21 protein-coding genes are annotated in these 26,510 nt (G+C 42.1%); 9 read left to right on the plus strand and 12 right to left on the minus strand.

Annotated elements, in window-relative coordinates; genetic code table 11:
* The first annotated feature begins 181 nt into the window (after window positions 1-181).
* Window positions 182-1,054: an S-methyl-5'-thioadenosine phosphorylase gene (locus tag H6G18_RS08925; protein ID WP_190406741.1), complete on the plus strand. Its 873-nt coding sequence runs from the start codon at window positions 182-184 to the stop codon at window positions 1,052-1,054.
* Between the two features lie 439 nt (window positions 1,055-1,493).
* On the opposite strand, the gene pstB is transcribed toward H6G18_RS08925, so the two are convergent.
* The 5 genes from pstB to H6G18_RS08950 form a co-directional block, all read right to left on the minus strand.
* Window positions 1,494-2,300 carry a phosphate ABC transporter ATP-binding protein PstB gene (gene pstB / locus H6G18_RS08930; protein WP_190406742.1) on the minus strand — a complete coding sequence of 269 codons (807 nt, stop codon included), beginning with the start codon at window positions 2,298-2,300 and terminating at the stop codon, window positions 1,494-1,496.
* Window positions 2,301-2,408: 108 nt separating this feature from the next.
* Window positions 2,409-3,314 (minus strand): phosphate ABC transporter permease PstA, encoded by a 906-nt coding sequence (gene pstA / locus H6G18_RS08935; protein WP_190406743.1) that lies wholly within the window; start codon window positions 3,312-3,314, stop codon window positions 2,409-2,411.
* A 67-nt stretch (window positions 3,315-3,381) separates the two neighbouring features.
* On the minus strand, window positions 3,382-4,347 hold the full coding sequence (gene pstC, locus H6G18_RS08940; RefSeq protein ID WP_190406744.1) for a phosphate ABC transporter permease subunit PstC: 966 nt from the start codon (window positions 4,345-4,347) through the stop codon (window positions 3,382-3,384).
* A 116-nt stretch (window positions 4,348-4,463) separates the two neighbouring features.
* Window positions 4,464-5,573 carry a phosphate ABC transporter substrate-binding protein PstS gene (pstS, locus tag H6G18_RS08945; RefSeq protein WP_190406745.1) on the minus strand — a complete coding sequence of 370 codons (1,110 nt, stop codon included), beginning with the start codon at window positions 5,571-5,573 and terminating at the stop codon, window positions 4,464-4,466.
* A gap of 40 nt (window positions 5,574-5,613) precedes the next feature.
* Window positions 5,614-5,802, minus strand: coding sequence for a hypothetical protein (locus H6G18_RS08950; protein WP_190406746.1), 189 nt, complete (start codon window positions 5,800-5,802; stop codon window positions 5,614-5,616).
* Between the two features lie 341 nt (window positions 5,803-6,143).
* On the opposite strand from H6G18_RS08950, the gene H6G18_RS08955 reads away from it, so the two are divergent.
* Together H6G18_RS08955 and lspA are read left to right on the plus strand one after the other, a co-directional pair.
* Window positions 6,144-6,734 carry a biotin transporter BioY gene (locus H6G18_RS08955; RefSeq protein WP_190406747.1) on the plus strand — a complete coding sequence of 197 codons (591 nt, stop codon included), beginning with the start codon at window positions 6,144-6,146 and terminating at the stop codon, window positions 6,732-6,734.
* A 102-nt stretch (window positions 6,735-6,836) separates the two neighbouring features.
* Window positions 6,837-7,313: a signal peptidase II gene (gene lspA, locus H6G18_RS08960; protein ID WP_190406748.1), complete on the plus strand. Its 477-nt coding sequence runs from the start codon at window positions 6,837-6,839 to the stop codon at window positions 7,311-7,313.
* Between the two features lie 98 nt (window positions 7,314-7,411).
* On the opposite strand, the gene H6G18_RS08965 is transcribed toward lspA, so the two are convergent.
* Window positions 7,412-7,957 carry a hypothetical protein gene (locus tag H6G18_RS08965; protein WP_190406749.1) on the minus strand — a complete coding sequence of 182 codons (546 nt, stop codon included), beginning with the start codon at window positions 7,955-7,957 and terminating at the stop codon, window positions 7,412-7,414.
* A 444-nt stretch (window positions 7,958-8,401) separates the two neighbouring features.
* On the opposite strand from H6G18_RS08965, the gene H6G18_RS08970 reads away from it, so the two are divergent.
* On the plus strand, window positions 8,402-10,672 hold the full coding sequence (locus H6G18_RS08970) for a transglycosylase domain-containing protein (protein ID WP_190406750.1): 2,271 nt from the start codon (window positions 8,402-8,404) through the stop codon (window positions 10,670-10,672).
* 143 nt (window positions 10,673-10,815) lie between these two features.
* Here H6G18_RS08970 and H6G18_RS08975 read toward each other — a convergent pair whose 3' ends face one another.
* Window positions 10,816-12,288, minus strand: a complete 1,473-nt coding sequence (locus tag H6G18_RS08975; RefSeq protein WP_190406751.1) for a DUF4335 domain-containing protein — start codon at window positions 12,286-12,288, stop codon at window positions 10,816-10,818.
* Window positions 12,285-12,911: a DUF3038 domain-containing protein gene (locus tag H6G18_RS08980; protein WP_190406752.1), complete on the minus strand. Its 627-nt coding sequence runs from the start codon at window positions 12,909-12,911 to the stop codon at window positions 12,285-12,287. The genes H6G18_RS08975 and H6G18_RS08980 overlap by 4 nt, the downstream gene beginning before the upstream one ends.
* A gap of 458 nt (window positions 12,912-13,369) precedes the next feature.
* Between H6G18_RS08980 and H6G18_RS08985 the strand changes: the two genes are divergently transcribed.
* The 3 genes from H6G18_RS08985 to H6G18_RS08995 all read left to right on the plus strand — a co-directional run bounded on the left by H6G18_RS08985 (window position 13,370) and on the right by H6G18_RS08995 (window position 15,368).
* Entirely contained in the window at window positions 13,370-13,888 is a 519-nt protein-coding gene (locus H6G18_RS08985; protein WP_190406753.1) for an adenine phosphoribosyltransferase, read from the plus strand.
* Between the two features lie 86 nt (window positions 13,889-13,974).
* Window positions 13,975-15,012, plus strand: a complete 1,038-nt coding sequence (locus tag H6G18_RS08990; protein WP_190406754.1) for an ABC transporter permease — start codon at window positions 13,975-13,977, stop codon at window positions 15,010-15,012.
* Window positions 15,013-15,086: 74 nt separating this feature from the next.
* Window positions 15,087-15,368, plus strand: a complete 282-nt coding sequence (locus H6G18_RS08995; RefSeq protein ID WP_190406755.1) for a hypothetical protein — start codon at window positions 15,087-15,089, stop codon at window positions 15,366-15,368.
* Between the two features lie 151 nt (window positions 15,369-15,519).
* On the opposite strand, the gene H6G18_RS09000 is transcribed toward H6G18_RS08995, so the two are convergent.
* The 3 genes from H6G18_RS09000 to H6G18_RS09010 form a co-directional block, all read right to left on the minus strand.
* Complete coding sequence (locus H6G18_RS09000; RefSeq protein ID WP_190406756.1) at window positions 15,520-15,672, minus strand: hypothetical protein; 153 nt, start codon at window positions 15,670-15,672, stop codon at window positions 15,520-15,522.
* A 370-nt stretch (window positions 15,673-16,042) separates the two neighbouring features.
* On the minus strand, window positions 16,043-16,540 hold the full coding sequence (locus H6G18_RS09005) for a GUN4 domain-containing protein (protein ID WP_190406757.1): 498 nt from the start codon (window positions 16,538-16,540) through the stop codon (window positions 16,043-16,045).
* Between the two features lie 19 nt (window positions 16,541-16,559).
* Complete coding sequence (locus H6G18_RS09010; RefSeq protein ID WP_190406758.1) at window positions 16,560-22,589, minus strand: DUF4347 domain-containing protein; 6,030 nt, start codon at window positions 22,587-22,589, stop codon at window positions 16,560-16,562.
* Between the two features lie 569 nt (window positions 22,590-23,158).
* On the opposite strand from H6G18_RS09010, the gene H6G18_RS09015 reads away from it, so the two are divergent.
* Together H6G18_RS09015 and H6G18_RS09020 are read left to right on the plus strand one after the other, a co-directional pair.
* Window positions 23,159-23,542, plus strand: a complete 384-nt coding sequence (locus H6G18_RS09015; RefSeq protein ID WP_190406759.1) for a nuclear transport factor 2 family protein — start codon at window positions 23,159-23,161, stop codon at window positions 23,540-23,542.
* A gap of 223 nt (window positions 23,543-23,765) precedes the next feature.
* Window positions 23,766-24,737, plus strand: coding sequence for an alpha/beta hydrolase (locus tag H6G18_RS09020; protein WP_190406760.1), 972 nt, complete (start codon window positions 23,766-23,768; stop codon window positions 24,735-24,737).
* Between the two features lie 22 nt (window positions 24,738-24,759).
* Here the strand turns inward: H6G18_RS09020 and H6G18_RS09025 are convergent, their stop codons facing one another.
* Window positions 24,760-26,256: a family 10 glycosylhydrolase gene (locus tag H6G18_RS09025; protein WP_190406761.1), complete on the minus strand. Its 1,497-nt coding sequence runs from the start codon at window positions 26,254-26,256 to the stop codon at window positions 24,760-24,762.
* Window positions 26,257-26,510 lie beyond the last annotated feature (254 nt).

Here is a 26,510-nt window from a genome sequence, read left to right on the forward strand (position 1 = left end):
TCACCAAAATTTATGTTTTTTTAAAATTTATACTTTTCAAAATAACAATTTTCTATGAAGTCTGACATTCGTAGCCATACGGAATGACTAATGCTTAATACTTGTGAGTTTAATGCCTCCTATGATACTGGCCTTTTCGGTAAAATAACTTGGCAGTTCAGTAAGCAACAGTTTAAGTCTTATGGCTCATGCACAGATTGGGATTATTGGTGGCAGTGGCCTCTATAAAATGGAAGCCCTTAAAGATGTAGAAGAAGTAGAAATTCAAACGCCCTTTGGTTCGCCTTCGGATGCGTTAATTTTGGGAACGCTAGATGGAACAAGAGTAGCTTTTTTAGCACGCCACGGTCGTAATCATACGTTGTTACCCTCAGAGTTGCCCTTCCGTGCCAATATTTACGCAATGAAACAATTGGGCGTGGAATACTTAATTTCGGCTAGTGCAGTAGGTTCCTTGAAAGAAGAAGCTAAACCACTGGATATGGTAGTCCCGCATCAGTTTATTGACAGGACAAAAAATCGTGTTTCTACTTTTTTTGGTGAAGGTATTGTCGCTCATATTGCCTTTGGCGACCCAATTTGTCAAAGTTTAGCTGGAGTATTGGCTGATGCGATCGCATCCTTAAATTTACCAGATGTTACACTCCACAGAGGCGGTACTTATGTTTGCATGGAAGGGCCAGCATTTTCCACGAAAGCAGAATCAAATCTTTATCGCAGTTGGGATGCCACAATTATTGGCATGACTAATTTACCAGAAGCCAAGTTAGCTAGAGAAGCAGAAATTGCCTACGCAACTTTGGCACTGGTGACAGATTATGATTGTTGGCATCCAGGTCACGATAGTGTAACTGTGGAAATGGTAATTGCTAATTTGCAGCGCAATGCAGTTAATGCTCAAAAAGTGATTCAAGAAACAGTGCAGCGTTTAAGTAAAAATCCCCCACCTAGTGAGGCTCATTCGGCTTTGAAATATGCGATTTTGACAAATTTAGAGAAAGCACCAGAGTTGACAAAAGAGAAGTTGGGGTTATTGTTACAGAAGTATTTGTAGGGACTTCCAGATAAAAAATATCCAAGTAGGTTGGGTGCGCTACTTGCAAGAAAACTTAGCTGTACCAAGAAATTATTCATACTGACGCACCCAACTAACCGTCAATTTGGAATAATTGATTTTTTGGTGTTCCCGTAATCAACGTGAGTTCGATAAATTCGGAATAACCCCTCTCCATAGAGCGTTCGCGTAGCGTGTGCTTTGCACTCATTCTCGTAGAGTACCTCTCCCCGACGCGGGGAGAGGCTTAAAACCCTAAATCTTTGGTACTCAGTTATATATTTTTAGCCCCTTCCCTACAAGGGAAGGGGTTGGGGTTAGGTTCCGTCGAACTCACGTTAATCAACGTAGAGACTTAGCAACGCTAAGTCTCCTACAAAAAAATAAAATTAGGTATGCGCTGCATTCCTAATTCTAGAAATTGAGCTATGAAAAATGTTTAACCGAATCTGCCGCTAACGTAATCTCTGGTAGCTTCTTGTTGGGGATTATTGAAAATTGATTCTGTGGCGTCGTATTCTACCAAATAGCCTGTACGACCGCCTCCTTCTGAAGTTTTGACGTTGAAAAAGGCTGTCATGTCAGAGACACGGGCAGCTTGCTGCATATTGTGAGTAACGATCACAATAGTGTACTGCTCTCTGAGTTCGTGAATTAGTTCTTCTACACGTAGGGTAGATACAGGGTCTAACGCAGAGCAAGGTTCATCCATAAGTATAATCTCTGGTTGAACAGCGATCGCCCGCGCAATACACAAACGTTGTTGTTGTCCACCAGACAAAGATGTACCGCTTTGGCGCAATTTATCTTTAACTTCATCCCACAAAGCAGCTTGTCGCAAACTCCTTTCGACTAATTCATCAAAATTACCTTTGTAGCCATTGATTTTGGCACCAAAAGTAATGTTGTCATAAATTGTCTTAGGAAATGGGTTTGGTCTTTGAAACACCATCCCAATTCTCCGGCGCACTACTACCGGATCAATATCTTGTGCGTATAAGTTCTTATCGTAAAAGAAAACTTTACCTTCTGCCCGGAATGATTCGATTAAGTCGTTGAGACGGTTATAGCATCGCAGCAATGTACTTTTACCACAACCAGAAGGGCCAATAAAGGCTGTTACCTTATTTTTGGGTATGTCCATCCAGATATTCTGCAAAGCCAAGAACTTACCGTAGTAAACGTTCAAGTTTTCTGTCCGTAAAACAGTTTGGGTGTCATTCACTGTACTAGTGTTAGTAGCCATAATTTAGTGTAGTGTAGATTTTTGCTATCAAGAACTGTATTTGAGATACAGTTGCACTAAGATTTTCGGTGAGTTTCTAGCAGAAAAATTCTGGCAAATTCCCTGATGCTAGAACTTTCTCTGCCGACTGAAGTACCGAGCCGTAATACTAAACAACAGCACAATTGATAATAAAACCAAAGCTGCGGCCCAAGCCAAAGACTGGGAAGCCTTATAAGGAATAATCGAGAAAAAGTAAATCAACACTGGTAGAGTTGCCACAGGTTCCCAAACATTCCCAGCCCAGAAATTATTATTAAAGGCAGTGAACAGCAACGGAGCCGCTTCCCCAGATGCACGAGCAACAGATAAAACAACACCAGTAACAATTGAAGTCAAAGCTGCTGGTAAGACAATTTGGACAACGGTTTCAAATCTGGTCGCACCAATACCCGTTGATGCCAACCTTAGATCGTTAGGTACTAACAACAAAGCTTCTTCCGTAGACCGAATAATAATAGGTAGCATTAACACAGCCAGAGCTACCCCACCGGAAAAAGCTGAAAATGTTCCCGTAGGCCTAACCACAATGGAGTAGGCAAATAAACCACAGAGAATAGCTGGTACCCCAGTAAGTACGTTGCAGGAAAATTTCACTAAGTAAGCCAACCTAGTTCCCCGGCCAAACTCAGCTAAGTAAACGGCAGCAATGACACCAAAAGGAACTGAAATTATTGTACCCACTCCCAGAGTCATTAAAGTCCCTACAATGGCATGACCAAAACCACCTTCAGATAAACCAGGTGGTGGGGGGAGCTTCGTAAAAATATCGGGAAATATTAGAGAATCAACGCCCTTTTGAAACACACTAGCCAGAACCCATATCAGAGGGACAATTACTACGGCGGCGAAGACCATAGTTAAAACTGTCAACACCTGTTCCAGAATACGGCGATGGGGAGCCATTGCCTTAGCACTGATATCAAAGTCATCGCCTTCATAGGCAAAGGAAGGCTGATTACCTGGAGTATTCATAATTGATCTTTTGTAAACTTAATCTTGCATCCATTCTTATTAAAAGCTGAAGAAAAAACCTGAAACTTCACTCAATATTCTGGAATCGACGAATAATCAACTCAGCTAAAATATTCACCACCAGGGACAAGATCATCAGCACTAAACCGGCATACATCAAAGCAGCAACTTGGGTACGTCCAGCTTCTCCGAACTGGGAAGCAATCAAACCCGTGATAGTTGAACCAGGCTGAAGCCATGATATGTTGATGCGGTTAGCGTTACCAACTAGCATAGCAGCGACCATTGTTTCCCCCATCGCCCTACCCATAGCCAACATGACGGAACTAACAATGCCTGACAAGCCTGCGGGAATCATTACTCTGAGAATTGTTTCCCAACGGGTTGCTCCCAAGGCTAAGGAACCGTTCCGGAGGTCTTTAGGTAGAACTTCTAAAGTGCCACGGGTAATAGAGATAATAATAGGCACAATCATAATTGACAGTACCAAGCCAACTAGCAGCAGGCTATTGCCTAAGGCTCCATCGCCACTAAAAATAGGAATCCAGCCTAAATAGGTATTTATAAAGCCGAAAATTGGTCTAATAAAGGGAATGAGGACGAAAATACCCCAAATCCCTAAAACCACACTGGGAATAGCGACAATTAACTCAATAGCAAAAGCGATCGGAGTTGTCACCCACTTAGGCGCAAATCCTTCGGTTAAAAATATTGCTACTCCGATGCCCAAGGGGACGGAAATTACTAGGGCAATAAAGGCAGTGACTAAAGTTCCATATATCTGAGGCAGTACTCCATAGACATTGGCGACAGGATCCCAGGTTGTACCGAGTATAAAACCAAAACCAAATTCTTGAATGGCTGGTACAGCTTCTAGCGCTGTCTGGATGATTACCCAAAGTAAAACTGCCCCAGCACTGATAGCTAGTAGCAGAGTTAGTCCCCAAAAACCGACATCGAGAACTCTAGCTTTACTGTTTTGCTTTTCCAGTCCAGGCCCTTGGAATGGATTTGATTGATCAACCGTCGTCATGACATTTTTCGCTCCATTAGAGATTTTTGTTACATGGTTATGCCCCAACTCAGGTATCCTGGATCAATTTTGGGAGTGTTTGATGATCAATGGACACTCCCAAACATCTCGGTTCCTTACTTGGCGGCAGCGTTCACGGTATCAAATTCTTTTTTAATCCGTTCTACTAGAGGTTCAGGAATGGGTACATAAAGAAGTTCCTCTGCCAGCTTTTTGCCTTCTGGGCCTAAAGACCATTCAAAGACATTACGCATGGCTTTCCATTTGGCATCATCTTCATAATTTCGATAGATCATTACCCATGCTAGACCGACGATGGGGTAGGAATCCTTACCTGCTGGGTCGGGGACTAAGAGAGCAAAGTTATCGGGTACTGGCTGATCTAATAAAGCTCTGCCTGCTGCTTCCGGAGATGGGGCTATAAAGGTTCCCGCTTTGTTTTGAATTAAAGCTGAGTCAATTTTGTTGAGGGCAGCATAGGCATAGGATAAGTAACCAATGGCACCTGGATTCTGCTGAATGCTGGCAGCTACGCCTTCGTTACCTTGACCACCAACTCCCACAGGCCAGTTGACTGAGGTTCCCGCACCAGCAGTCCAGTCTGGGCAGACAGTTTGAATGTGGTTGGTGAATACAAAGGTGGTACCACTGCCATCAGAACGGTGGGCAAAAGTAATGGGTAAGTCAGGAATATTTAAACCAGGGTTATCAGCTGCGATCGCTGGATCACGCCAGCGATTAATTTTACCTGTGACAATACCACAGTAGGTTTTGCGAGACAGTCTGAGTTCTTGATCTTTAACTCCTGGCAAGTTGTAGGAAAAAGATAAAAAACCTCCAGTCATGGGGATTTGGATCGGATCGTAATTGTACTTTCCTTTGAAAGATTTTAGCCGATCTGCCGAATCAGTAATGGGTGCTTCACTGGCTCCAAAGTCTACAGTGCCATTGATGTACTGCTCCAAACCTGCCCCACTACCGATAGACTGATAGCTTACTTGGACATTGGGGTTGACTTGGCGATTATAGGCATCAAACCACCGTTGAAAAATAGGTGCAGGGAAGGTCGCCCCAGCTCCACTAATGGCTACCCTTTGAGTAGTAGATACATTTTGTCCACCACCGTTACCAGTGCCAGTAGGCTCCGAGCTAGGCGCACAGGCTGTTGCTACCAACATTATGGGTAGAGAGGCAACTGCTAACAGGACTTTACGATTGAGAATCATGAAAAATATATTCACTTTGCGAAACGACTACGGATTCAGATCAAAAAGACCTTACTTTATCGGTCATGGCAATATCACTGGCACCAAAGTCTACAGTTGTAGCAGTACCGTCGGAAATGTCTCGGTTTGCTGTCCACCACCAGCCGCTAGGCTCGATGTCAGATATAACACCGATTCTGTAGCTGCTAGGCGACTCTTTTTCATTACATCTAGGTAGCCGTGATAGCATTGCTGTCAATTCTTCGTGAATTTATTCACGTGGGCTACACTAAAAGTACCCCTAATGTATAGAGTCAAAGGTTAACGAAAGGTTAACGAAAGGTTAATATAATCAAAAAGTAGGTATTTTTTTGATAAATTCTTCTATGGTATTTTTTTGTTACTAGATAAATTTTATACCCAAATCCAGGGAATACAATTACAAATAATACTTAATACTTAGACGCAATATATCTTTATCAATTTACACAATTTGACTTTTTCTATAACTTGCCGGAATAAGTCAGAAAAATATGTCATCTAATTTAATGCCTATACTGGTTGCTGTTGCTTTCCCCTTGTGCCTGATAAATGATCGCCGCCTCAAATCAATTACTTTGGTCTATGATTGGCTTACTCCTAACAATGGGTGGTACTTTTTTAGAAGCCTATGGCATTACCTTACCTGGGAATTGGAGTCAGCAAGGAATTCAAACTTTTTCTTTAGGTGTCAGCTATCAAGTTGGTGCCGTGCTTTTGGTAGGTTGTTTAGGGGGCAAAAATGCTGGTGCGCTCTCACAAATTGCTTATCTAGTTATGGGTTTGACTCTGCACCCTGTATTTTCCGATGGTGGCGGTAATATCGGTTATGTGAAAGCGTCACAGTTTGGTTATTTGCTCGGATTTATTCCTGGTGCTTGGATTTGTGGCTTTTTTGCCTTTCAAGCTAGACCTAAAATAGAAACTCTCACATTTAGTTGTATTTGTGGCTTATTAAGCGTACACCTGTGCGGAATTACCTATCTGATGATCAGGTCTTTTTTTCATTGGCAAGGCACAGAAGGTCTATCCTTAATACAAACTATCCTCATATATTCTTGGTGGGCAATTCCAGGACAGTTAGCTGTAGTGTGTGCTGTGTCTGTAGTAGCATATGTGTTGCGACACTTGATGTTTTATTAGTCATGAGTCATTGGTCATGAGTCATTAGTTAATGATGACTATTTTGGACTATGGACTTTTGACTGTTGACTATGGACTATTGACCATTGACTAAACTTAACTATGCGTTTCAAAAATCGCCTTTTCTGGATAGCTGCATTTATTGCTTTTTTTCTAGACCAACTGACCAAATACTGGGTAGTCCAAACCTTTGCCCTGGGAGAGACATTACCACTCCTACCGGGGATATTTCACTTTACATACGTGACAAATACTGGTGCAGCCTTTAGTCTATTCAGTGGGAAAGTAGAGTGGCTACGTTGGCTGTCTTTGGGAGTGAGTTTATTATTAATAGGACTGGCATTGTTTGGCCCAGCCTTAAATCGTTGGGATCAACTGGGTTATGGTTTGATCCTGGGTGGCGCTATGGGTAATGGGATTGATCGCTTTGTTTTAGGTTATGTAGTTGATTTTCTAGATTTTCGCTTAATTAACTTTGCCGTGTTTAATATGGCAGATTCATTCATTAGTATCGGTATTGTTTGCCTGCTGATTGCTTCTTTACAAAAACCACCGACTTCTAGTCAAAGGTTTAGATAGAGAAAAAGGCTAGGGTTAATTTTCCCTAGCCTTTTTCTTTTATCGTAGTTATTTCTAGACCTTGAATTTAAAGTCTTTCAGTAACCTGAAACTGAACCCTAATTACCAGTAGTAGGAGTTTGTATTACACCAGGATTGGGAACGGTGCTAGGAGAATTGCTACTGGGTACTGGAGTTAAGCTGCCAGGATTATCTAATCCAGGTTGAGTGGTATCGCCTGGTGCTGGAGTTATGGTTTGTGGATTGTCACCGGGTGCGGGTAGATTGCTGTCGTCTGGTACGGTGATTGTGGTTTCTGGGCTGTTACCGGGTGTAATTAGATCGCTGCTACTTGGCGCTGGAGTCGTAGTTTCTGGAATACCAGTTGTAGATGGGGTAGTACTTTCAGTAGGTTGAGTTTCTACAGTGGTATTGCTAGAACTGCTGGGTTCAACTGAGCTATTGCCTGCACAACGGGAATTGAGGGGGAAACGCTTACACAGAATTTCAAATCCTTCTGGTGATAGCTGGATTTCCGTTGGTGAACTGGTGGATGAATCACCCGATTGGGCAATTTGGGATTTACTAGATTGAGCAACAGCAACATTAGCTGTAAGAGCTAGAGTTAAAGCTGTACCAATCAAAGTCAGAGATTTTCCCTTCATTCTGAACTTAACCTCACACGAAACGGAACACTCGCATCATTAAACCAGACAATGTAATTTTAGAAAATCTTCATTTAGGAAGATGTTTGTCTTACTTGTCTATGAGGTGGATATGTTCAAGCAGTAAAATTTGAATTAGTAATTTATTAATGAGAGGTTCTTAAAAGTACAAAAGCAAATGTGTTAAATCTTGTGTTCAAGTGTTAAACATTAGATAAAATGAGCGTTACCAATGAGTTGTCAAATCTTGTCTCTGTAGATAGACAGTAATCCAGTCAACAAAGTGAAATTACGGTCTAGATATAACATTGGTGTAAGATAATTCATGAAGAATACCGTACAGTCAAATTATTTTTGGCTTAAGAGTAAAATAATGATAAAAGACCAATGTTGAGATTGGTATTTGCCCGAATCTTAGCTAATAAATTGTGATGTAAATAGCCGATGAATGCCCCCCAACCCCCTCACAAGCCACAAACGTTACTTGGTCAACTGACTCAAGCAGTAAATACAATTCAAGCTAGGGTTGATTTTTCCAAGCTAGCGCTCAAGCCTAATGCCAAAGTACCGGAACTCTGGGTGCAGGATGCGGGGGCGGATAAAGCAGAGGTATATCCGCTACTGGGCGATCGCTACGTTCTAGGTCGCAGTTCCAAATCCAGCGATATAGTCATTCGTAACCCAGTAGTTAGCCAAATTCATTTGTCATTATCGCGGGATTCTAGTCAGCGTACCCCAGTTTTTGTCATTAAAGACGAAAACTCTACCAATGGCATCTATCGTGGCAAGCGGCGGGTTAATACCTTAGAACTGCGTCACGGTGATATTCTGACCTTGGGACCGCCAGAATTAGCAGCTTCTGTGCGCCTACAATACGTCGATCCACCACCTTGGTATATCAAGGCGGCAACTTGGGTAGGCTACGGTGTCGGAGGCGCTAGCGCCTTATTAGGAGTGGTTATCGGTGTAGAATGGCTGAATTTTTCTGTTAGGCCATTGCCTACAGCCACTCGCGCTCCAGTAGTTGTTTATGCCCGCGATGGTAGCACGCCATTACGTGAGCCTCGGACTGTTTCTCACGTAGATATGAAGCGTTTAGCAGATTTTGGCCCCTATTTGTCGGCGGCGGTAGTAGCTTCTGAGGATAGCCGCTTTAATTGGCACTTTGGGGTTGATCCTTTGGGGATTTTACGAGCAGTATTAATCAATACTCGCAGTGGTGATGTCCAACAAGGAGCCAGTACTATTACCCAACAAGTCGCCCGTAGTTTGTTTCGTGATTACGTAGGTAGGCAAGACTCCTTAGGGCGAAAATTACGAGAGGCCATTGTTTCTCTGAAGCTAGAAGCCTTTTACAGCAAAGATGAAATTTTGTTGATGTACTTGAACCGGGTGTTTTTGGGAGCAGATACTTCGGGTTTTGAAGATGCAGCACAGTTTTATTTTGATAAGTCAGCCAAAGAATTAACTCTGGCGGAATCTGCTACTTTAGTAGGAATTTTACCAGCGCCCAACGCGTTTGATTTTTGTGGAAGTGGGCCCAATAGACTAGAAGCTGCTGACTATCGCAATCGCGTGGTGAAGCGGATGTTGGAGATGGGTAAGGTTACGCAAGAAGAAGCGAACCGCGCCAGAAGATCCACTGTCCAAGTTAGCCCCAAAGTTTGTGAACAGCAAGCAAAGACAATTGCACCCTATTTTTATAACTATGTTTTCCAAGAACTGGAAACAATTTTAGGGGAAGGGGCTGCTAGGGAAGGTAACTACATCATTGAGACTCAGTTAGATCCAGCCATGCAAACTCAGGCGGAAACAGCCTTACGGAGTTACGTCAGTAGTGCGGGTTCAAATTTGGGCTTTAGACAAGGAGCGATGGTGACTTTGGATACTAGAACTGGTAGCATTTTAGCAATGGTAGGGGGTACTGATTATCGCACTAGCCAATTTAATCGGGCAGTGCAAGCTCAAAGACAACCAGGTTCCACCTTTAAAATTTTTGCTTTTGCCCAGGCTTTATTGCAGGGTATCCCAACATCGAAAACATATTCTTGCGCTCCTTTACCTTGGCAAGGATTTACTTACAGGCCTTGTCGTGCTGGTGCTGATGTGAGTATGGATGTCGCCACAGGATTGGCTTTGTCAGAAAATCCCGTGGCTTTGCGAATTGCCAGGGACGTTGGATTAGATAAGGTAGTTTCAATGGCACAGCGTTTGGGTGTAAAGTCTCAACTTGACGCAGTACCTGGTTTAGTTTTGGGTCAGAGTGTAGTTAATGTGTTGGAAATGACCGGGGCTTTTGGGGCGATTGGTAATCGTGGTGTGTGGAATCCTCCCCATGCGATTAATAGAATTTTAGATAGTAGTGACTGTAGCGATCGCAACGATTTAAAAACCTGCCGTGTTATCTATTCTTTCGACAACAATCGTGAAGCTAACAAGCGAGTTTTACCACAACCTATAGCAGATCAGATGACTAATTTGATGCAACAGGTAGTCACAAGAGGTACGGGACGTAGTGCCGCTATTGGTTTAGGGGAAGCAGGGAAAACAGGTACAACAGATAAAAACGTTGACTTGTGGTTTATTGGCTTTATCCCCAACCGTCGCTTAGTCACTGGTATTTGGCTAGGAAATGACAACAATTCTCCTACATCTGGTAGCAGCGCTCAAGCCGCCCAGTTGTGGGGAAGTTATATGCGGAGAATTACAAGATAATTCGTAATATAGGGCTTCTTGTTTGTATGCAATACACTTTGACCTCTCTCCCTCCTGATGATGCCGCCCAAGGGGTATGTTGATAAAGTCTGAACATTTACCAACATCCTCTTAATTACGAACTACAAATTAGTAATTACAAATTATCTCTGGTATCCCTGCCAAGGAGTTACTTCTAATTTGCCACTGGGTTGAAATACTACTTGGTAGTGGGCTAGCGGTTCTTTGTTGTTAGCAGCAGCTGCGTTGGAACCGTAAACTTCTTGGAACATCTTGGGTAAAGGTGTTTCGCGGAAATGGTCAAAGGCTACTTGATTTAGGGGTTCGTAGTCAGCGATTATGCCTTCTTTATTAATGGCGACTCGATACTTTAAATCTTTGGTAAAGGTGGGAGTACCACTCCAGTTTTGACGCACTGTATCGAAAAGTTTTTGGTTTAAACCTTTGATACTGTTAGCATCGGTGATTCTTGCCCCGATTACTTCTGGTGTTCTCACATACCCACGCCAAGGACTGACTTCTAATACGCCTTTGTTGGTAAATACTACTTTAAATTGGGCGATTGGTTCATTAGGGATGGGGGAACGGTTAGCAGGATTATAAAGTAGGTTGGGTAGAGGTGTTCCTTCAATTCCTTCATTGGCTCCTTGGTTAACTGCTTTGTAACCAACAATTGCGCCATCCGCAGCCACACCCACACGGAAAATCAAATTTTGCTTGACTGCTGCACGGCTATTCCACGCCGGATCGATTTGGTTCCAAACTTGCCGATTCAACGCACGTAGTTGGGAAGGATCTGTGATTTCTGTAACTGTATTTAAAAGCGCTTCTAAATCTCTGACTGTGGGTTGTGTTGTGGCGGCGGGTGTGGCTTCTGCTATGGGTGTTGCTGTGGCGTTGGAAATAGGTTCTAATATGGGTGTGGGAGTCGCGGCGGCGGCTGTTGATGCCGGGGTAGGACTTGTAGTAGGAGCAGTGGAACTACTTTGTTCCTCTGGCTTTGGCTCTGGTACACGTACCTCTGGTGCAGGAATAAAGCTAAAGGCGATCGCCGCTACAGCTAAACTGGAAACACCAATAGTTGCAGGTACTGCCTGTTTGAGTAGAGCTTGACTAGCACCCCCATAACGTCTGGTCACTGGTTGTAATTCTAGTGATAACTCTGGTAAAGTTTGCGTGTCAGCGAAAAACTGATCCACAGCTTCCACCAAATCAAACAACTGCACCGTATTCAAATCTATTTCAATTGGTTGTTTATTATAATTAGTGTTTGTATTAAATTCCTCTGGTGAATTCTCTGAATGTACTATTAACTTGTGGTGGTTCGTGTCAATTTTTTGGATTTCGACTATTTCTGAATCTTGATTGTGTGCTTGTGGATTTGGCACACTACTCAAAAATTCTTGAGCATAACCACTAACTGCTCTAACTAGACTTTCAAAAAATTCTCGTCCTCCCACCAAAGGTTGATTGTGTCCAGATAAATAGCATTCTGCATTTACCAAGATTGACAATTCAGGGCGCAGTTCCTGAAAACTTGTGCCTCTGCTAGCATCACTTAATCCTTCTAAAAGCAATGTACAATTAGGTAGACTGTACTTCCGTTGAATATTCATTCCACTTCACCGTCAAATAGACTGATCCAAAATCGCTGCATTCCAGCAGTACCAGTACAAAATAGTAATTGTCCTAACAGATTTATCGCTAGTTCGTCTAATTTTTCATCAGAATTTAATGCTAATGCACCAAAACGGCGGGCATTCATTCTACTCTTAAAATGCGCTCTAAATCTTTCTAGATAATTAGATAGGCGTAAATTCTGTTCTAGGGGAATCTGCTTGTCATTCATTTGTTGACAAATCATCAGCATCTGGCGGATAACTACTGTTAAACGCCGCGCTATGTAACAAGCAATGACTACTAAAGCCTTTGCTTCCATGATAGTTAGAGGGCGACGAATATGCGCTCGTCTAATCGGGTTAGAAGAACGCATTCGCCACAAATTCACCCTATCTTTAACGATTCCTTTCAATTCCAATTCTTGTGCAAAAGTCAGGATAGCTTCAGAACCACCGAGTTCTAAAGCTTCTATTGCCAGTAAAATTAAATCAATTTGCACCCTGGTTCTAGCAGGACATCCCTGTCCAGCGATCGCCGGATCTGGTAAAGTGTCCAAAATCATCGGCAGTGATGGGGGTGTTGGACTGTTAAACGGGGTTAAACTAGCAGAAGCATTCATTCTCTAAAATACCTTGTGCATTTCCAATAGACTAGGTAAAACTAGTACAACTAATTTAGGATAAATAGCCAAATAACAAGATTAAACTTGCTGTATCAGCCTAGCTCTTTGATATATACATTACTTAACTTGTTGTATTCAAAAGTCAACTTATAAGTATATCTCAGCTTTCAAAGCATAATTTTATTCTCCTGGTTTGTGTGTATAAATCCATCTTTAGCTTGGTGTAGATTCTCTATATCGTCAATGGATGACGAGACAGTAGCGCTAATTCCAAGCGTATGACATTATAGTGTACGATTTTTCAGGTGTAAGGAATTGGCGGCTAATCAATTCAAAATTCGTCTGGGAAAGTGTACTTCGACGGGGGGAAGCCGTCCACCGCAAGTAGTTCACCGCACCGTAACTTTCCGCAAAATTCAAAATTAAAGAATCGCTCACTCCCCACTCCCCAACCTATGGATTTAAAATCTCTCATTCGTGACATTCCTGATTTTCCTAAGCCCGGAATTTTATTTCGGGATATCACTACTCTACTGCGCGATCGCCAAGGATTACGATATACTATTGACTTTTTTGCTGAAAAATGCTTAGAAGTAGATTTAAATATAGATTACGTCATTGGCATGGAGTCACGGGGGTTTATTTTTGGTACTCCCCTAGCTTATAAATTAGGGGCTGGTTTTATTCCTGTCCGCAAAAAAGGTAAATTACCAGCAGCAGTTCACTCGATTGAATATGAACTAGAGTATGGCACTGACTGTTTAGAAGTACATCAAGATGCTTTACATCCAGATAGTCGAGTTTTAATTGTAGATGATTTGATTGCTACAGGTGGCACAGCCAGCGCTACAGCCAAGTTAGTGCAGCAGATTGGCTGCGAATTAGTGGGTTTTGGGTTTATTATCGAGCTACGGGATTTACAAGGGCGAAAACATCTCCCCGATGTACCCATTATTTCCCTAGTGCAGTATTAGGTAATAGTCCAAAGTCAATAATCAATAGTCCAAAACTGTTGACTAATGACTCATGACCATCGACCATTGACCATTGACTAACAATCATGACATCTACAAGAATTACTTGGGAAAGCAGTTGGGATTGGCTGATTAGGCTGGTTACGAGCGAAACATTTGTTTATGTAGTTAAACGGACATTGCAGGCGCTGTTGACATTGTTTTTAGCTTCGGCGTTGTCGTTTTTCATCATAAAACTAGCGCCTGGGGATTATGTAACCACACTGACGCAAAATCCGAAAATTTCCCCAGAACGCATTCAGGAACTCAGAAGACAGTTTGGTTTAGATAGGTCTTGGTTAGAACAATATACGCTGTGGATATGGCGTATTCTTACCAAAGGAGATTTTGGGACGAGTTTCGTTTACCAGCGCTCAGTAGCATCTTTGTTATGGGAAAGAATACCAGCAACATTGGTACTAGCGATCGCTTCTTTAATCATGACATGGGCGATCGCTATTCCCTTAGGTATCGTTGCGGCTGTGAAACAAAATCGCGCCACTGACAGAATTTTACAGGTGATTAGCTATACAGGGCAGGGCTTTCCCAGTTTTATCACTGTGCTGGTTCTACTCGTATTTGCTCAAATCACCTCGCCTCTGTTCCCAGTAGGAGGAATGACAAGCATAAATCATTCTGATTTATCTTGGTTTGGTAAAATTATCGATGTCGGCTGGCACATGATTTTACCAACCATCGCCTTGAGCATCACCAGTTTTGCTGGCTTACAACGCATCACTCGTGGTGAATTGTTAGACGTACTGCGACAAGATTACATCCAAACAGCACGGGCCAAAGGACTACCAGAAAATCGAGTGATTTACGTTCATGCACTCCGCAATGCCATTAACCCCCTGATTACTCTGTTAGGTTTTGAGTTAGCGGGTTTATTAGGTGGTGCATTCATCGCCGAACAATTCTTTAATTGGCCAGGTTTAGGCAGATTAACCTTGCAAGCTGTAATCGCTCAAGACCAGTATTTAGTCATGGCAAGTCTAGTCATGAGCGCAGTTTTACTAAACGTAGGCAACTTACTAGCTGACTTATTACTTAAAGTAGCCGACCCGCGCATCCGTTTGGAATAATTTAGTCATTAGTCATTAGTCAATAATTCTCTTCTCCCCCTGCTCCCTGCTTCTACTCCCCTACTCCTCACTCCATGCTTTCTGAAATTCATTATCTAGTACGTTCAACAGCTGACGGGCGTTATCTGACTGCTCGTCCCAATGAGAACGCATCAGGTTATTTGTTGTTGTTTCGAGAAAACTTTGATGCTTTAAGCTATCTCAACACCCATGCAGCAGATGTAGCACACCGTTTTACTGTTGAATCGATTCCAGGTACACAGTTGGGAAGCTTACTCAAACGCTGGGGTTTTACTGGTGTCGCACTTGTTACTGATCCTTTATTACCTAGAGTAGAGTTTTTACAGCACAATTAAATAATCACGATTGAGCTGTAGACAAATAATTCGGTTAAATAATTTTTACCGTTCAAATAGTTAATCTGCCGTTGTCGATAAAATAAAACGGTTAAATAATTCTTTAAACCCTTTACTGATAAGGGTTTTGAGTAATATTATAAGTTCAGAATTATTTTAGAAAGTTCTGCTGTGCGACAAAGATGCGATCGCATCCTCCTACGATGATACTGAAAGCGTATATGAGGATGTTCAGATTTGGTCTAAGTCCCATTAGTATCAATGCCATCACAGAGAGAGCGATCGCCATCTTGTCACCACGCATTATCGAAACCTGTGCGATCTCGTTGTTCTGCTTGCCTACAGGAAGCAAGGCCCAGAGTGAAAACTATAACCAGGGAGAAAAATTTGAGGGGGCGACAAAGAAGTTAAAGAGGCTGCTGTATAAGCATCATAGCCATTACACCCTGCTGATAAAATGCCTGCTTATTGCGAACAGCAGCCCCCTCAAGGTTAGTAACTGAGATTGATTAACCCTGGCAAATGACAAAACTTTTAGGCTTGGTAACTTGTGCTGGAAGCATCGACTTACTCAAAATGCTACATCTTTCTTACAATAGTTATTCGTCAGTTTTTTAGATTTTTTTCGGTTGCTGATTTGAAAACTTGGTGAGCAAAGCAAGCAGGTAGTCAAGTTATTCATTTGAAATATTACATCTTGCCAAGGCCGATGTAATACAAGAAATCACAGCAAAAACAGCAGGCGTAACTACAAGCGCAAAACGCCTTACACTAAACGGAAAATGCCCCTCTGGTGCTTCTATGTCAAAGATTACGTCCTCAAAACTTATCCATTTCTGTTTTAATCTCCAGCCCACATGCTCACCGAAACTGAAAATAGTTTCATAATCAGCATTAGGATTACCACCGACGCTTTCCCAAATGCGCTTTTGCACACTAAAACCAAAGCGCCCATTGCTATATTTAATCCAAAGTCGGTCGATTATATCAAGGTCAGCGCAAGGAAAGTTTTTTATGTCGTCGTTATTTAGTACATCTTTCTCAATTCCGCCTGTATCAACAACTTCTAGCATCAGATCCATCGTTTCTTCATCTGCTTGTTGCCATTTACTTTCTGCTAATAAATTCTGTAATTGTGTATAATCTACCTTACTTGAATTTTGATTACTCATTTTCTTTAGATTATTAATATTACAACAGAGAAATATGAGTATTACTCAGGGCAGCCTGATTAGATAGGTGGGCAATCTTGATTTGTGCAGTGCCACCCAGACCATCAGCATCAAAGAATAGATTACCAGTGGATTGATCATAGATAAAGCGATCGCCTCCGGCGGGGCGTAGCCCATCGCTTGCTGTTGTCGCACTCGCACCTAGTCGGAACAACTGGGAGTCAAGTTGTACACCCCAATGTTCACTCAATCCAAATTCAGATGTAGAGATGAAAATTGTGTCATCTAGAACATTGAAATCATTGATAGTATCAAAGTCACCAACCAAAGGTAAGCTCAGATGAAAGCTATCTTTGCCAGCACCACCAATCAATATATCTTTACCCTGACCACCAATGAGTATGTCATCACCTTGACCACCATTTAGCCTGTCGTTCCCATCTCCACCTTGCAAAATATCATTACCATCGCCACCAGAGACATTATCAGCACCCACACCCCCATTAAAGGTGTCATCACCTCCGCCTAAGTCAACCACGGAATTGGCATAATTACCCAGCAAGGTAATTACATCATTGCCATCACGGGGGTCGTTACTGATGGGTTCGTCGCCCTTCAAGTTGATGAAGAAACGAGGATTATTCATAGTGACGGTAATGATATCATCTCCATAACCGCCCGTAATCTTACCATCTGAGCGGGGTGCATCGTTGGGGTTGGTGTTGTTATCCCAACTGGGGGCAAAAGTAATAGTGATTGTGTCGTTACCAAGTCCACCGTGAGCAGCAAAAATACCGTCTGGGTCAGTAATAACATCATTACCATCGCCACCAAACAGGCGATCGCCATCACCTCTACCACCAACAATAGTATCATTGCCGCCACCACCATCAACAAAATCGTTGCCATCTCCACCATTGATGACTTCATTTTGGTCAGTGCCAACTAAGTTATCAGCATTATCTGTACCATTAATTACCTGAATATTAGATACAGGCAAAGCCCAAAGTTGATAGCCAATATTGCTATTTGCGAGGAAATACAACGTATCATCGGCAAAGGTCAATTCTCTAGGATTGGAGGACTCAGCACCCGGATTGACAATATCCGTCAGTACTATTAAGCTTCCCGTGCTTTCGTCAATTGTCCACAACTCATTTCCATAAGTCGGGTTAGATGCAGTAAAATACAGCCTGCCATTGATATCAACTGGCATACCGATAGAGGTAAATTCATATTCTGCAAAGATATCTCTGAGTCGTACAACATTACTTGTACTTGCATCAATCTTCCACACGTCATTACTACTACCATCATTTGCGATGAAGTAAAGAGTGTCATCGATATTATTAAAATCTCTAGGATTGGCAGACCCAATACCTGGATTAATATCAGAGACAAGTACTGCATTGCCTGTATTACTGTCTATTTCCCATAACTCTGTTCCAGTGCTGCCATCATTGGCAGTAAAGTAAAGCGTGTCATTAAAGATAAACAGTTGACTGACTAAGGAATCACCAGAACCAGGATTGATATCTGTTAACCGTACTGGGTTATTGGTGGGGTCAATTTTCCACAACTCATTACCAGTTATCCCGTCATTGGCAATAAAGTACAACGTACCATTAATGTTGGTCAGATTCTCTGGTGATAAATCAGCAAAACTCGGATTGATATCCCTTAACCTCACTGGGTCATCAGTATGATCAATCTTCCATAATTCTCTACCAAAGTTGTCATTATTAGCAGTGAAGTACAGAATGCCATCAACATCAGTCAGATTACTAATGGAGGGATAATCTAGAGCAGAACTAATTTCTATTATTTGTACTGGGTTGCCTGTGGTTGAGTCAATGTTCCACAGTGAAGACGTGTAAACAACTCCAGTCTGGTTGCCCTCTTCATCGACTTCATAAGTTGCCGTTTCAATCACATAATAGGATATGCCATCAATCTCATCATATTCACCAATGTAACTGAAACTGGGAAACTCTTGATTGGCAGTGACAAGCAGTACAAATTCCCCTGTATTTTCGTCAATCTTCCACAACGTCGTAGAGAAATCCCCAAAGTTGAAAGATGTAAAGTAAATTGTGCCATTGATGTTCTTGGGAGGTGTATCTTCATCAAATCGAACCCCATAAATATATGGCTCGATTGGTTGACCTGTAGATATATCAACTTGACGGATTGAAACATCATAACTAAAGCGACCTCGGGTGATGATATAAGGTCTATTGTTCAGAATAATCGGAGAATCATAAGACCTGTCAGGAATCTCTTCAGAGGGGGAAAGTGCTACTGCTTCATTTGTGTTGCTATCAATTGTCCAGAGTTCAGCACTTGTTCCCCCGAACGGATATGACCCTTGTCTTGCTGCAAAAAAGTATAAAGTATCATTGAAGCTAAATAGATCGCTAACACCATCATCGAAAGGGGATTGTAGATAAATACCTCGAACAGGATATGGTGCAGAAATGTTGAGGTTAACAGTAGCGGTGCTTATACCTCCGTTTCCATCACTAACAGTGTAAGTTAAACTGTCTAAGCCATAGTATCCATTGTCGGGTGTGTAAGTATATGTTCCATCATTATTATTGACTAAAGTACCGTGACCAGGTTGACTCAAACTAGTCACTGACAGAACATCACCATCTGCATCTGCATCGTTTCCTAAGAGAGTAGCAACACTAATAATAACGGGTGTATTGGTTGCTGTGATGATTGTGTCGTCTCCCACAATGGGATTGTAGTTAGTCAAATTACTTACAGGCAATGCCCACAACTCTCTATTGTTGATGTAGTTGTCAGGATTCACGTATGTGAAATAAAGAATGCCATCGACGTAGGCGAGGTCATCAGGATAAGAATTTCCAGAACCAGGATTTATATCAGTAATTCTTACTGGTTTGCCAGTATTATTGTCAACTTGCCATAGTTCAGTTCCATTGCTGCCGTCATTAGCAATAAAGTAAAGTGTGCCATCACCGTTGATGAGATGGGAGGGATTGGAATCACCTGCACCCGGATTTATATCCCTAACTAAAACCGCGTTACCTGTATTGTCAATTTTCCACAACTCTATGCCGTTGCTACCGTCATTAGCAGTAAAGTAAAGTGTGCCATTAACGTTGGTTAGGTTATATAAATTTGAAGAACCAGAACCCGGATTTATATCCCTGACTAAGACCGCGTTACCTGCATTGTCAACTTTCCACAATTCATCACCACTAATACCGTTATTAGCAACGAAGTAAAGTGTATCATTGACATTGATCAGACTGGAGGGATTGGCAGAAATAGAAACCGAATTTATAAGCGTGACTCTCACTGCATTACCCGTATTATTGTCAATTGTCCACAACTCTCTGCCGTCGATACCCTCATAAGCAACGAAGTAAAGTGTGCCATTAACGTTAATGAGGTTGGAGGGATTGAGATTTATCCCCGTGACTGTCACTGCATCATCGGTGTTATTATCAATCTTCCATAACTTTGACTCGCCAGTATAATTGTTATTAACAACGAAATAAAGTGTGTCATTAACGTTGGTTAGGTAAGATATATCCAAAAATTCATAATTTTGATTGATATTTGTGATTTCGACCGCATTACCAGTATTATTGTCAATTCTCCACAACCCATACCCTTGACCATAAATACCGTATGCAGTGAAGTAAAATGTGCCATTAGCATTGGTCAGATTTTCAGGTTGAGAATACCCAACTAGATTAAAACTTGCCGTTTGAAAAACTTTGCCAGTGGTACTATCAATACTTAATAAGAGCGTCCTACCACTATCATTATCAGCAGTAAAGTAAAGTACGTCATTGATAATAGTCAGATTGCTGGAGTTAGCATACTTCAAGATGGAATTTGTAGCCGTGAGTGAGTACGGCTGCTTTGACACCGCCGGAAATTGGTTCACTGTTAGATTGACGATCGCAGTACTGGTATTTCCCTGACCATCACTAATAGTGTAAGTAAATCTATCTACACCGTAGTAATCTTCAGCAGGGGTGTATGTGTAAGTACCATCATTGTTATTTACTAAATTGCCCTGCTTTGGTTGGGTGGCAGCAGTAACTACCAGATTATCGCCGTCTAAGTCTGCATCATTGGCTAAGAGTGCTGCTGTGCTGATAATGACGGGTGTATTTTGGTCAGTATTAAAACTGTCGTTGGCTGCAAAGGGGGTACGATTAGCTAAAATATCAGATATAGATAACGCCCAAAGTTCTTGACCATTGATACCGTCATCAGCAGTAAAGTAGAGCTTACCATTGACATGAACTAGATTATGGGGAAAAGAATTACCAGACCCTGGATTAATATCTGTGACTCTGACTGCGTTGCCAGTAACATTGTCAATCCTCCACAACTCATAACCGTGGTTGTTGTCAGATGCAGTGAAGTAAAGTATGCCATCGATGTTGGTTAGACTATTGCCAGGATTAGAGAACATAGACCCCGGATAGCTACCCGTGACTCTGACTGCGCTACCCGTGGTGTCGTCGATTCGCCAAAACTCTGCGCCGTTAGTGTTGTTATATATATAAAAGTAAACCGTGCCGTTAACATCATCCAGGATATAAGGATTAGAATACCCAGACCCTAGATTCATTGCTGTGAGTTGTACAGCATTACCTGTAGTGTTGTCTATCCTATACCACTCATCACTAGTAGTGTCGTCTGTTACTCTGAAGTAAAGCGTATTATTGAAGTTTCTTAGGTTGCTAATAAAAGGATTTTCTAATCTCGCATCGATACCGGCCACTTCCACAGCGTTGCCTGTAGTGTTATCTATCCTATACAATCTATAAATATTGCTTTCATATACTGTGAAATAAAGGATACCATTGACGTTGGTCAGGAAGTCAGCATTGGATGCACCCTCGATTAGCACAGGATTGCCTGTTGTATTGTCAATTCTCCACAAGTCTGCCCGATTGCTGCCGTCATTTGCTCGGAAGTAAAGCGTGCCATCAACGTTAATCAAGTTATTGGGAAAGGAACTGTCAAACCCTGGATTAATATCTGCCACCTGTACAGCATTACCTGTAGTGTTGTCTATCCTCCACAGCTCATTGCCGTTAGTGTTATGACTCGCTGTGAAGTAAAGCGTGCCATTGACATTAGTCCAGTTATTGGGAGAGGAAAACCAAGACCCAGAATTGATATCCGTGACTCGCACAGCTTTACCTGTAGTGTTGTCTATCCTCCACAACTCATAACCACTGATGCCATCATTTGCTCTAAAGTAAAGCGTGCCATTGACGTTAGTCAGTTCATTCAAAAAAGAAGACCCAGACCCAGAATTGATATCTGTGATTCGGACTGCATCGCCTGTAGTATTGTCAACCCTCCATAACTGATTGCCATATATACCATCATTAGCTGTAAAGTAAAGCGTGCCATCAACGTTGAGTGGGTTGGAGATGGAGGAAGAAGCAAGCCCTGGATTGATATCTTTAACTAAGTATGGTGCAGTTAACACAGACTCATAAGCCTTCATTGTTGCTGAACTAAATGCTAGTTCCAACACACCACTACCCGTTTGTACTTCTAAGTTCCAGTTACCCCCCAAAGACGCGCTCCCAGTTAAGTCTTTGGAGGCGGCGACTATAGTATTGGTTAACTCGCTTAATTTCTCTACAAATACCTTGCCTTGTGTTCCTGCTGCTACATTGCAACCATACAGCAGTATCTGAGCAGTTTTTGTTAGTGCGTGACTCCAGTTTTGCAATTGACTGGCATAGTAAAATAAAGTATTTACATTTAGGCTGGCTGTCCCTAATTGCACACTACCACAGTTGCCATGAGAAACAATATGGATACTAGAAATTCCTTGACGCTGTGCCAATACTTGACTAATTTGTTCTACTCCGTCTTGTTTGCAGTTGAGAATAATGACTTCAATTCCTGCTACAACTCCCGTGATTAAACTTTGGTAGTTTTCTACGGCAGTATCCATAAAGACAATGCTATTGTCTTTATTCCCAGAAACTAATTGATATAGTGGTTTGACGAGAGTATTTATTTGAGACATAGTTATTGATTTGGGTTATTAATTTTTTCGTAGAAAATTTTCAGATGTAATTTATCAACTGAATATACAAGTTGTAAGTCTTATCTGCACGGAATTAAGACTGAGTTAAGTTTAATATTTACTTAATAGATGACTGCTGAAATTTGACAATATAAACACAATTATTTAACAAACTACTGTGTAACTAAAAATATTGCAAGTGTTTTGTTTTCATAACTTTATATTGTGGTTGCGCCACCGATATCCTATGAATACGGGGTGAGAATGGAACGCTAAAACCGAACTTCACCATCCAGGGAAATAACTTCAAGCGTTCGCCAGCAATCATTGAACACCATTAGCATCGCTTGATTGTGAACAATGCTTGCAGGTACGGTCTAGTAGTCTGCCAAGTTAAGTTTGCAAGGTTAATAGCAGCAAAAAAATCTCTTTCTCCCCCTGCTTCCCCTGCTCCCCCTGCTTGCCTTAGCCTAGCAATTTTGGGTTGGTGAACTACTAGCCACCCTTGATCGCTTGCTGCATACCCTGTACCATGAACTCATCTTTGGTCAAATCAAACAAAAAACATCATGGATGCCACCCACAAAGCCCAGGTCATTGCTAACGAGAAAAATCTCCTCTCAGCGATGAAAACTAATAACGTGGAACTTTTGGATAAACTGCTTCACGATGAGCTTTTGTTTAACGGGCCTAGTGGCGAAACGGCAACCAAAGCGATGGATCTGAAAAATTACCGTTCGGGAAACATCAACCTGCATACAGTTGAATCGAGTGATCTAATACTAAGTGTGGTCGGAGACGATGTTGTTGTTGCCGTCACGGTAGAGATACAAGGAAACTATTTAGGGCAAGAAATTAATGGCAAATTCCGCTATCTCAGGGTTTGGAAGCTATTTGAAAACAACTGGAAAGTGATTGCAGGAAGCGTGGTTACGCTAAGTACCGACAACTGAAGACTGCTATTAATCTATTTCTCCTTTAACCAAAGGGGGCTTTTTTTTCGGAATGGGTTTTGGTGGAGGATTCCGGTGCTCTGCATTGCCGCCAACATTATAGACAATTTAAACCTGCACACCACTACCAAACTTATCCTCGATTGCGCGAACGGTGAGTTATATACGTGCCATTAGAACTTAATTTAGAAGGTTGCCAATTAGTAAATTTTATAGATATGCCATGCCAATTTACGGGCCGGATGCAATTACTTTTGACGGTGTGAGTGGCGATCGCTATTGGTTCTATGAACCTTTTCCCTACACTGGAGTAGCTGATATTGATGAATGCTTAAGTGGCTTCCCAGTCGCTGTATTTCTCCCAAATCATCGACCGAGACAAGAAACACCGCTAGTCATTGGTTTGCAAGGGATGTGTGCGCCCTATGGTTGGAACGCCTTTATAGTGCCAACGCTAATAGAAATGGGGATCGCGGTAGCTTTATTCGATTCACCCTTAGGAGGCGAACGCAGTTTAGTACGTACCTCTACAACTTTAGTGCAGAACGAGATTAAGCCATTAATAGACCGGGGTATTCCTTTTGATACGGCACTATTTTTGTCTATATTTCGCACAACCGCCCGTGATATCGCCAAAATCAGAGAATTTTGTGGCGATCGCTACGGACTCACTGATTCACGCCTGGGATTATTTGGGGTGAGTATGGGAGTGCTGCTGTCTGCTTATGCTTTTACAGCCAATAGTCTGGGAGATAGGTTACTGGGAACTATTGGTCATGCTGATCTCCCATCCTTCGCTAAAAGTTGGGGTCGTTCATTTTTACCTGACTTAGCAGCTTCGCCCTTGGGAGGATTAGCAGAAGCGTTGTTGCAAAGGTTACAGCCTGATTTGAAACCTTTAGTAAAGCTTTTACAATTAACTAAAAATCTCAAATACCAGGATGAGTATGCTTGGGACTGCAACCCCATGAACTATATTGAGCAAGTCCAGCGACATCGTCGAGTCCGGTTTTTGATTGGTGCTAATGATTCCATTGTCAATATTAAAGATGCTCGTGCTTGCGCTGAAAAATTCCCCGATGGCGATTGTTTTGTTGTCCCAGGTATGGGACACGGAACCAGACAATCAGGTGTTTCATTTGTGGATCATGTGCGCTATTTCCTCGCCACACAATTAGGTGATTGGCGCAGTTAAATCTTTTGCCCTATTCCCTGGATTAATTACGGCAAAATTTGCGATCGTTATCATGTTCTGGATATTGCCATGAATAAGCAAAATGGCTCACTCCTTTGAGCTTGGAACCAAATTGGCGCAACGCCCGCATCTGTACTTCTAATGGGGGACGATTACTGACTGATTGTCCCCAATTCCCAGCTAAAGCAGGAATTACCTGTGTACCTGGTTTAGCCATGCTCAAGACTCGTTTTACTTGTTCCACAATACAATTAGCATTGCCGCAGGTAGCGTAAGACATGGGATGCCATTGTAAAGAATTAGGGAACTTATCCCAAGGTTGCAAGCGTGAATCATAACCTTGTCCTACCGTTTGGTTGCCATCAGGGAAGAAGACAACACCGGCAGGAATATTTGCTTGTTTGGGTGGATGAGTAGCTAAAGAGACAAAATCTATAATACCTTGCATGGAATGGGCAACTGCCAAAAGCCATAAATCCATTTGTAATATTGGTTGCCTGGCTGTAGGTGAAAGTAGTGACTTTTGCTGTGGAGGTATGACACGACCTTGCCACATAGGTTCAGCCTCTTGAGGATAAAGTCTATCAACATTGCTGATATCGGCTGCGGTTATGTAACCTTGACTCAAAAAGCGCCGGATCAAATCCAGTCCCTTATTATTCTGGGCGCGACGAAATAAAGCCTGTTGGGTAGCCTCAGTAAATAGCCACAAATCTGAGACTTTGGTGGCGATAGAATCACTACCAGCTTGTCGTGGGTAGCGAATATAGTCAAATAATAAACCATCAGGACGACGACGCACGATTTCTTGTACCATGCGGTAGTAGTCACGTTTTGCTTGTTCGTTGTAAGGGTCGATGAAGACTTGAGAACTGTTATCTACAACGTATAAGCTAGTTTGTCCCTTGCCATTACGAGCGATCGCTCCATCCCGATCTCCCCGCAGCGCATAGTTATAACCAAAGTTCTTGGTGTACAACCAACCATAAACTTTTAAACCACGTTGTCGCCCTTTTTGAATTGCGGTAGCCATTAAATCAACTTTTTCTGCTCCTTTGGTGCGAATCACTGATGGCCAAACTGTCGGGTTAGCCGATGCAGGTAACAATACTTGCCCATCATAAAAGACTTCTAGGTAAACGTGGTTATAGCCACGATTGACCATCCGATCCATAATTTGGTCTATAACTCCTGCTTTCATATCGCAGGGATATAGACGTATCCAAAGGGCTTGGATGTTTGGCCATGTACTGCTACGACATTTTTGTAGCTCCTGAGCGTGTTTTTTGATGAGCGCTTGGTAGCTTTTCTGGGCATCTTGATTGCCTTTGAGGGCAGATAAGCGTAAATTTTCTTTTGTTTGGGCTGCGGCTGGTGATAACTGACAAAATTCCGTTACCTGCGCCTGTGCAGGTTGTATCACCAAGTAGGGAATCAACAGGCTACCACTGAAAATTGCTGTTACCAACTGTTGGCAAAGTAATTTCACTCTCACATATTTCAAGGGACGGTTAGACATACTGGACATGAAAAGAACAAAGCAATCATCATCCCAATTTCCGTAATCAGGATGAATATGTATCAAATTTTATACGCCAAAAACAAAGATTTCCAGCTTGAATGCTAAAATCTATGTTTGTGTGATCAAATTCTTTATTCTGTAAAATTATTAAAATTACTTAAGCAACAACATCCTACCAAAGGGATATTTGTTAGCTTTATCACTATAACGCTTGTGAATATTTTGAGCGATCGCCATCAAAGGCTTAAGAC

The sequence above is a fragment of the Anabaena subtropica FACHB-260 genome, from assembly GCF_014697105.1.
Lineage (GTDB): Bacteria > Cyanobacteriota > Cyanobacteriia > Cyanobacteriales > Nostocaceae > Trichormus > Trichormus subtropicus.